A 9,180-nucleotide genomic window follows, 5' to 3' on the forward strand; every position below is an offset into this window, starting at 1 on the left:
ACTGTCACCCCTCTTTAACGAACTCTAATACAAAATTGGCGCCATTCAAGATTCGATCTCTCGAAAATTCTGCCAAATTGATAGAGTAATCATATCTGTCTAAAAGCTGCTTTGCAATGTAAAGTCCCAGACCACGACCTTCTTCACCTTTCCCTGAATAGAAAGCTTCAAAGATATAATTTGTATCATCTGGCTTAATTCCAGGACCACTATCAGAAAAAATCATTCTTTGCTGATTGCCATCCAGAGATATTAGAATTTTCCGCTCGCCATTTATAGTTTTCAACCAATACAGGGAATTATCAAATAGGTTGATAAAAACTTGAAGAAGAACAGCATCCGTGGTTTTGACCACCAAGGGACGTGTGGTTAAATCGTATTCTACGGTGATATGGTTTTCCTTAAATGCGCGTTTATATAGATTATGAACTTTCTCAATAACCATTCTAACATTTATGTTCTTAGTTTTAGATTTAGTTGAGGGGAACAGCAACTGAACATCTTTCATTTGTGACTGAACCATAGACATAGTTCCGCGAATAAGCGTTAATCGGGAGAGAAGGTTATCTCTGTCTATTTCGTCTCCTAACATTAGCTCTTTAATCAGAGTTTCTTGCTGCTCGACAGCTTTCCCAAGTAACAGCATTACATCGTGAGAGGCTGTTTCGATAGAAAGTCCAACAGCAGCAAGATTTTCAGTTTTTTGGATTCGATCTTCGAACGTGCGTTTTTCTTTCGCGTAACTGCGTTCAAAGGATGTTAAAAAAGCCATGGTTTTTTCATCGTCACCATACTGCTTTTTTGCGGCTTCAATTAGTTCGGCAGGGCGCCCCCGCTTAATTCTATCGATTTCACTTCGGCGTTTCTTATCAATCAAATATTGAGCGAAGGGCTTTTTCCTGAGGTAACGAAGAATGAGTTGCAGAACACCAATAAAATCTTCCAGCGCACGTCCTTCCTCAATCAATCCTTCACGATTTGTTTTATCTTTCAGATTGGGGTTTTCCTCCTGTGAAATATACACGCAACCAACAACCTGATCATTGCTTAAGTATTCATCTGCACGTATTGTACCACGTGCCATATCTATTCTGAGCCAGTCATCTTCTGGATCACCATAAGGCATTACTCGTACATTGTCTCGATACAAATATATTCTGTGTTCTTTAATAACGTTTTTTTCGTCTTTACTCAAATAGTATTTGGACGGATTTTCAGAGTCAGCATTCAAGTCGAAAATATAAAACTCAAAGTTAAAGCTTCCGCACTCTACTTTTTCGCCTTTTTCCTCAAGTTCTTTGAAACGCTTGAACTGTGTGAGCCCTCTGATATCAGGATCTTGAAAACTCAACTTAATCGGTTGCCCATTCATATTAAAGCTTATGGTATTCGGTCCACAAATGTAGCGGCCGTTAGTTATTTTTAGGACAGACATATTTTTTAAGCAATGATCAAGAACCTTTTTGTAACTATCGTGAGACTCGTTCAGAATATTATCTTTATAAACCCATACGCTAAAATCAGCTGTATCTTCTTCAGAAAAAATGGGTTGTAATTTGCCAATATTCTGCTGAATACGATTAACTCGATCAACTGTCCATTTCGTTTTAAGGTTTGTAATTTCAATAATGGTCCCAAATGGTTTGCGATGTTTTCGTGTCGTTCCTAAAGTGACTTCTTTTTCAACAATAGCTGTTGGGGTTCGTTGCACCAGGTCTACAGTAAGGTGTTCAAGAAATAAATCTTTCTCTTCACCATCTTCCTGGAGGAAATCATTATCATATTTTGAAAAATCATAAGTTAGAACATTTTCAACATTTTCCCCAAACTCAATAAATTTTCCTTCAGAATTTTGCTGCTGCCTTCTTGTGGTAATGGTAATTTTTTTGCCTAATTTAAATATAGCAAAACGGCCGATACCTTTTTCTCCTTGCAGAATACGACCTTTCTGAGTCTTAGGATTATTGGCCTTCCGTTTAAGTTTATCTGGAGTAGCTGGATTGAGCCAGTGTCTGCGCAAAATATCTGCATTCATCCCGCAACCATCATCTTCAATTATAATCTTAGATGTTGGAGTTAAAGAATAGTCTGGCCCAAAGTCAATGAAACTAACTTTTACCCAAGACGCATCAGCGTCATATGAGTTCTTTATCAACTCTACAAGCGCAATCAGTTCATTTTTAATTAATTGATCACCTAACATTGTTAGCAGGCGAGCATACGGCCGGATTTTCAGTTTTTCACTCACTATTTCCACATCCTCCCGCTAATAATATATTCTTCGTGATAGACAGTTCTACTCGATTTATCAGAAGAAAAACGCCCATACTCATCACGATAGGGAGTGAGTAATTTGTTAGATATTCTTCGTTTTGCAGCTTTTATGTCAGTAAATCCTTCATTTATAAGGCTTTGAATTAAGTGTTCAGAGTTTTTAATTTTTACACCTTTGTACTCTGTATCACCTACAACAAATAATGCCATTCCTCCGTTTTTAAGCATTTTAGAACACTTTTGAATAGCGTGCTGAATATCCACGTAGTATCTTGCCACAGATCTTACCTTTGCTGTCGCTCTTTGAGTGGCAATTAACTCCGTCACAATTTGTTTGCCAACGACATTAAGTAACTCCATGTTAATTGTGTAATCTTCGCTATTATATAAGCTTCCAATTGATCCGCGTCTTAAGTCCCTATAATCATCTGCATATCCCAACCAAAGAGAGGACAGTTGATGCAAGTCAGCATATTCATATGATGTAACATATGGAGGACTGGATATGATTAGGTCTACATCAGGTACATCAGTTGCTTCTAAAAAGTTTTCGTTCTCAATGACAATGGAAGAACTTAAACCGGTTTTTCCGTTCAGTTGCTCAATTGATTTCACAAACTTATTATACTGTTGCACAAATGCATCCCAGACCACAATTTCTTTTTTGTTAGGATCAATTTGAGGTTTAATAGATTTTGTTAACCATTTAGAAGAGGCTTTCAAAATTGATGAAAAAAGGCAGTAGAATGCATCTAAGTATTTTCCATCATGAACAGTTGCTTCTATAGTAGTCTTTAGACGAAGCAGTTGAGTATAACTGTTTTGAGTAAACCAGTGCTTTAGCCTCTCGTTTGCGTTTTCATAAGCGGCTCTATCAATTTCAGTAAATGGGTAAGCCGAGCTAATAAGCAAAAAGTATGCTTTAACTGTTTCAACATTGTAACTTTCACTTTTCACTTTTGCAATTAAAGTAGCAACGGGATTAATATCGCAGCCCCAAAAATCTTTATTATGGGTTTTGGCTTCAAGAGCAACGGTGCCACATCCACAAAAGATATCTGCAACGGTTTCTATTTTTACGCCCTCTGCCTCTGCATAATCAAAAGCCTTTTTAGCAATAAAGGAAGGGAATTTCGCAGGGTAAGTATGAATGCAATGCATGGTAAACTCGGCGTCGTTACTAAAGTTCCACTCGTCTTCAACACCAACGCGATCCATATTTTCCAAAGTGATACTAATCATTCATGCTCCCCCCTTCCTATATAGGTCAGGATTAATATCTTTATTTTTACAAAAAGAGAAGAATAGTTCTTTTGCCATTTGACTGGGCTTTGATTTGCCATTTTCCCATCGATTCACAGTAGAAAAGCTTATGCTAAGTTCTCTTGCGAGTTGTTCTTGGCTTAACCCCAATTCTTTACGAACTTGTTTTACAATTGAGCAAAACTCCATATAGTCATCTCCTTGCAAATATTATAGCACTTGCTATAGTGTTTGCAAGGAGGAAAGATACTATTTTTTAATTTATCCAATTGAAAATTTAACTTTCTTCAATTATCCGCAATCATTATTCATTGGTAAAAATATCAATGGTACATCAATGTCCCGAGGTTACGTTGGTTTATACACATTGTGCTCATGTCTTTCCAAAGATAAGGCGGTCAAGCGGTACCATATCAAGCCCCATGAAGCAGTATTCTCTGTGGATACGGCAAGTGAAGCCCTGACGGTATCCATCGCAGAAATGGCCCGTGTGGATATGCTCTACATGATGGCGCTCTCCGGTAAAACGGAAGAACAGCTGGCAGACGAATTGCAGGGTGTGATCTTCCGTGTACCGGGACAGCTGGAGAAAGACGGCACCCCCCATTATGTGACCGCCGACGAATACCTGTCCGGCAATGTGCGGCGCAAGCTGCGGCAGGCACAGCGGGCAGCCCAGCAGGACCCCTCCTTCACTGTCAATGTGGAGGCCCTTACCGCTGCCCAGCCCAAGGACCTGGACGCTTCGGAGATTGAGGTACGCCTGGGTGCCACCTGGATTGACAAGAAGTACATCCAGCAATTTATGTACGAGACCTTCGACACCCCGTTTTACCTTCAGCGCAATATTGAGGTCAACTATTCGTCCTTCACCGCCGAGTGGCAGGTCACCGGGAAAAGCACCATCTCCCATAACGATGTGGCGGCCTATACCACCTATGGCACCAGCCGCGCCAATGCCTACAAGATTCTGGAGGACAGCCTGAACCTGCGGGATGTGCAGATCTACGACACCATAGAGGATGCAGACGGCAAAGAGCGTCGGGTGCTGAACGCCAAGGAAACCACCCTGGCCGCCCAAAAGCAGCAGGCTATCCGGGACGCTTTCAAAGACTGGATTTGGAAAGACCCAGAGCGCCGCCAGACGCTGGTCCGCCAGTACAATGAGGAAATGAACGCCACCCGTCCCCGTGAATACGACGGCTCTCACATCACCTTCGGTGGCATGAACCCGGCCATCACTCTGCGGGAACACCAGAAAAATGCCATCGCCCATGTGCTGTACGGCGGCAATACGCTACTGGCACACGAAGTAGGCGCGGGCAAAACCTTTGAAATGGTGGCCGCCGCTATGGAGGCCAAGCGGCTGGGGCTGTGCCAAAAATCGCTCTTTGTGGTGCCGAACCACCTGACTGAACAGTGGGCATCGGAGTTCCTGCGGCTTTATCCCTCCGCCAATATCCTGGTCACAACCAAAAAGGATTTTGAAACCCATAACCGAAAGAAGTTCTGTGCCCGCATTGCCACCGGCGACTATGACGCCATTATCATGGGACACAGCCAGTTTGAGAAAATCCCCATCAGCCATGAGCGGCAGGAACGGCTCCTTCAGGAGCAGATCGACGAGATTACCGAGGGAATCTCGGAGGTAAAGGCCAGCGGTGGCGAGCGTTTCACGGTCAAGCAGTTGGAGAAAACCCGCAAATCTCTGGAGGCACGGCTGGAAAAGCTCCAGGCCGAGGGCCGCAAAGATGATGTGGTAACTTTCGAGCAGCTGGGCGTTGACCGGCTGTTTGTGGACGAGGCACATTCGTTCAAAAATTTGTTTTTATACACAAAAATGCGGAATGTGGCGGGCTTATCCACCTCGGACGCGCAAAAATCCTCTGATATGTTTGCCAAGTGCCGCTACATGGACGAGATCACTGGCAACCGTGGTGTGATTTTCGCCACCGGCACCCCGGTCAGCAACTCCATGACCGAGCTTTACACCATGCAGCGGTATCTCCAGTATGACCGGCTGCAAGAGCTGAGCATGACCCATTTTGACTGCTGGGCGTCGCGTTTTGGCGAAACGACAACGGCGCTGGAGCTGGCTCCAGAAGGTACTGGCTACCGGGCAAGAACGAGATTCAGCAAGTTCTTCAACCTCCCGGAGCTGATGAACCTGTTCAAAGAGGTGGCGGACATCAAGACCGCCGACCAGCTGAACCTGCCTACCCCGGAGGTGGAATACCACAACATTGTGGCCAAGCCCACTGAACACCAGAAAGAAATGGTGCAGGTCCTCTCGGAACGTGCGTCCAAGGTACACAGCGGCTCTGTTGACCCCTCCCAGGACAATATGCTCAAGATTACCGGCGATGGCCGAAAGCTGGGCCTGGATCAGCGCATTATCAACCAGCTGCTGCCGGACGAACCCGGCACCAAGGTCAATCAATGTGTGGACAATATCATGCAGATCTGGCGAGATGGCGAGGCCGACAAGCTGACCCAACTGGTGTTCTGCGATATTTCCACCCCCCAGGCAGCACCCTCTAAAAAGGCGGCAAAACAGCTGGATAACCCCACACTTCACGCACTGGAAGAAGCGATCCCGTTGCCGGACGCCGAGCCTGCCTTTACCATCTATGAGGACATTCGTCAAAAGCTCATCGCCCAGGGAATGCCCGCCGAACAAATTGCCTTTATCCATGAAGCCAAGACCGAGGTGCAGAAGAAAGAGCTGTTTTCCAAAGTTCGTACCGGGCAGGTGCGGGTTTTGTTGGGCAGCACCGCCAAAATGGGAGCCGGAACCAATGTTCAGGACCGCCTTGTGGCGCTGCATGACCTGGACTGCCCCTGGCGGCCGGGGGACCTTGCCCAGCGCAAAGGCCGTATCGAACGCCAGGGCAACCAGAACCCCCTCGTCCATGTGTACCGCTATGTGACGGAGGGAACTTTCGACGCTTACTTGTGGCAGACGGTGGAAAACAAGCAAAAATTCATCAGCCAGATTATGACCAGCAAAAGCCCGGTGCGCTCCTGCGATGATGTGGACGAAACGGCGCTGTCCTTTGCCGAGATCAAGGCCCTGTGTGCCGGAGATCCCCGTATCAAAGAGCGTATGGACCTGGATGTGGAAGTATCCCGTCTGAAGCTGATGAAAGCCGACCACCAGAGCAAGCAGTACCGCCTGGAGGACCAGCTGCTCAAATACTTCCCCCAGGAAATTGAAACCAACAAGGGCTATATCCAGGGCTTTGAGGCTGACCAGGAGACCCTGGCCGCCCACCCCCACCCGAAGGACGGCTTTGCCGGGATGGAGATTCGGGGCGATATTCTGACCGACAAAGAGAACGCCGGTGCCGCCCTGCTGGATGCCTGCAAAGAGGTCAAAGGCTCCGATCCGGTACAGATTGGCACCTACCGGGGCTTCACCATGTCCGTGGAATTTTTGGCCTGGAAACAGGAATATACGCTCCTGCTGAAAGGCCAAATGACCCACCGGGCGACCCTTGGCACCGACCCACGCGGCAATCTCACCCGTATCGACAATGCGCTTGCTCAAATGACACAGCGCCTTGAGGCGGTGCAGAACCAGCTGTCGAACCTTTATCAGCAGCAGGCAGCCGCCAAAGAGGAAGTGGGCAAGCCGTTCCCCTATGAGGACGAGCTGAAAAGCAAAAGCGCCCGTTTGGTAGAGCTAGATACGCTGTTGAACATTGATGGCAAGGGCCATGCCCAGCCGGAAACCGTGGTTGCCAAAAGCGCACGGCCCTCGGTGCTGGACAGCCTGAAACGCCCGGTGCCGCCACACAGCCCCGACAAGAAACCAAAACAGCACGAACAGGAGCGATAAGAAAAAGGACGGACAAGCTGCCCGGCTTGTCCGTCCTATGTGCTGCTCTTGATAAACTGGAAGTTGTAGATTTAATATTTCATTATCCCATCTAACTGGTCGTGTAATTCAATAAATGGATTTTCTTTTAGATGTTCACCCGTAACTGTATTGATAATATCATATTTATCAGAACTGTATTCCGAATAACCATCGATCATCTCCATAATTCTAACAGCAAATTCATAGGTGACATCATATAACATCGACCTGGTTTCATTATCATAATCCTTTTTGTGTTTAATTAAACAAACTCAACGCAGCTTTCTTGTATTGCCGCAATATGTTTGAAAAACTTTTGTTGCATATCATTCATATTCTACCCCCGTAACTTTGAATTTGTTAGTTTTATTGTACACAAACAACATGAACAATTCAACCACAGGCAGAGAAGTATCAACCATCTACTACACTAAGACCAGATAGACCGGACGAACCAAACCGAGATTGTTTCTTTCTTGTATAACGAACAGGAGGTGCGATGACCTGGGCTGATTCATATTTGACGGTCAAGAGCCGGGAAAAACGGAAATCACGCAACAGAAGCCGCCCGGATGAAGAATGGTTCGTCCGGGCGACTCCTATTTGAAAATCTCCATTTTTCCCTGGTCAAGAGCCAATGAGCTACCCGGCAATCTGCCAGCAGACCGACACAGACCTGGAAACGGGCTGCATGGAATTTGAAATCGAAAAGGGCCGTTTCTCTTTCCGTCTGACCGCCCCATACAGCGAGGAACGCTGGAGAGCTGCCAGCGAAGCGGCGAAAGCTGCCGCGAGCAATTTCACGCGAAGTAAGGTTTTGAGCGTGACCAACAGGGCATACAGAACCAAATGTTAATTTGCGTTGCTTGTGGCAACGAGATATTTTGAGTATAATAAAGATGACTTAGAGAGGAGTTGAACTATATGTTTGGAGATAATTTAAAAAAAGCACGAAAAGAGAAGGGGTTTTCTCAAGAGGCTCTCGCAGAGAAATTAAATGTTGTGCGACAGACTATCTCGAAGTGGGAAAAGGGGGAATACCAAACTTAAAGAGATTGCCTCCATGCTTACCTTACTGACACCCCCGGATTTCCCAAAGCCTACGCCCCGCAGGGCATCAAAGCGACGCAATTCCCACGGGCGGACGGCGTAGGTCACCGCCAGCTCCCGCGAGGGAATTGCAAGGAGCGAAACCCACCTTATTCCCCGCCCTGCTCCCGGCTCCGATGACCACCCCGGCCCCGTCCGTGGCGGGCCACCCACGCCGCCAATACGCAATACACCACACTTTGAACAACAAAAAAGCGGCCTGATACCATCAGACCGTAAAAAACCCCTTGCACGCCGTCACAGATTGCAATATAATAGCATCAAGGCGAATAATAAGGGCAGGGCGCAAGAGGCGGCAACCTCTTACGCCCCTATGCAGGTGACGAGACCACCCACACAGCAGTAAAACTGCGCCACACCTATTATAATTGGAAATTTCCTGTTTTACAAGGGTAATCTCCGATGGGTCTGTGTGCTGTTAGGGCTGTGCAGGGAATTTACATACCTGCACGGCCCTTTTGTTCGCCCCGCAGGAGCAACCGCCCACGGGGGCCGGGAGTATCCCGCCCCCACGGGCTGCTCTGCCGGGAGACAATCAGCACACGACCCAACTTTATATAGTAAGGAGTCCTGCAAACAAAAGTCAATAGCTGAAATAAAAAAGTCCCGCAAAAATTGCGCGACTGAAAAAGGGCATGACAAAACAAGCTGGAGAAAAAGCTTCGCCAGCC

General features: G+C 46.5%; 3 protein-coding genes and 3 pseudogenes. 3 read left to right on the forward strand and 3 right to left on the reverse strand.

Annotated features, from left to right (window positions below; all coding sequences use genetic code 11):
• Positions 1-4: 4 nt before the first annotated feature.
• The 3 genes from B5F88_RS12565 to B5F88_RS12575 are packed head-to-tail and all read right to left on the reverse strand — an operon-like array spanning position 5 to position 3,726.
• The gene (locus B5F88_RS12565; protein WP_204244484.1) at positions 5-2,248 is read right to left on the reverse strand and encodes a sensor histidine kinase; all 2,244 of its coding nucleotides are present in this window, start codon (positions 2,246-2,248) and stop codon (positions 5-7) included.
• Positions 2,248-3,516 (reverse strand): DNA adenine methylase, encoded by a 1,269-nt coding sequence (locus B5F88_RS12570; RefSeq protein ID WP_007490009.1) that lies wholly within the window; start codon positions 3,514-3,516, stop codon positions 2,248-2,250. The genes B5F88_RS12565 and B5F88_RS12570 overlap by 1 nt, the downstream gene beginning before the upstream one ends.
• Positions 3,517-3,726, reverse strand: coding sequence for a helix-turn-helix transcriptional regulator (locus B5F88_RS12575; protein ID WP_080568006.1), 210 nt, complete (start codon positions 3,724-3,726; stop codon positions 3,517-3,519).
• A 223-nt stretch (positions 3,727-3,949) separates the two neighbouring features.
• Here B5F88_RS12575 and B5F88_RS12580 point away from each other — a divergent pair.
• The 3 pseudogenes from B5F88_RS12580 to B5F88_RS12590 all read left to right on the forward strand — a co-directional run.
• A pseudogene (locus tag B5F88_RS12580) lies at positions 3,950-7,378 on the forward strand (SNF2-related protein); the annotation flags it as partial.
• Between the two features lie 603 nt (positions 7,379-7,981).
• Positions 7,982-8,255: pseudogene (locus B5F88_RS21455) on the forward strand (hypothetical protein); the annotation flags it as partial.
• Positions 8,256-8,323: 68 nt separating this feature from the next.
• A pseudogene (locus B5F88_RS12590) lies at positions 8,324-8,434 on the forward strand (helix-turn-helix transcriptional regulator); the annotation flags it as partial.
• Positions 8,435-9,180 lie beyond the last annotated feature (746 nt).

Source organism: Flavonifractor sp. An306 (genome assembly GCF_002159455.1).
Taxonomy (GTDB): Bacteria; Bacillota; Clostridia; order Oscillospirales; family Oscillospiraceae; genus Flavonifractor.

What these genes read in the sequence shown, in the direction of transcription:
- B5F88_RS12570 (WP_007490009.1), bottom strand. Translation starts at nt 3,516, where the DNA reads ATGATTAGTATCACTTTGGAAAATATGGATCGCGTTGGTGTTGAAGAC.
- B5F88_RS12575 (WP_080568006.1), bottom strand. Translation starts at nt 3,726, where the DNA reads ATGGAGTTTTGCTCAATTGTAAAACAAGTTCGTAAAGAATTGGGGTTA.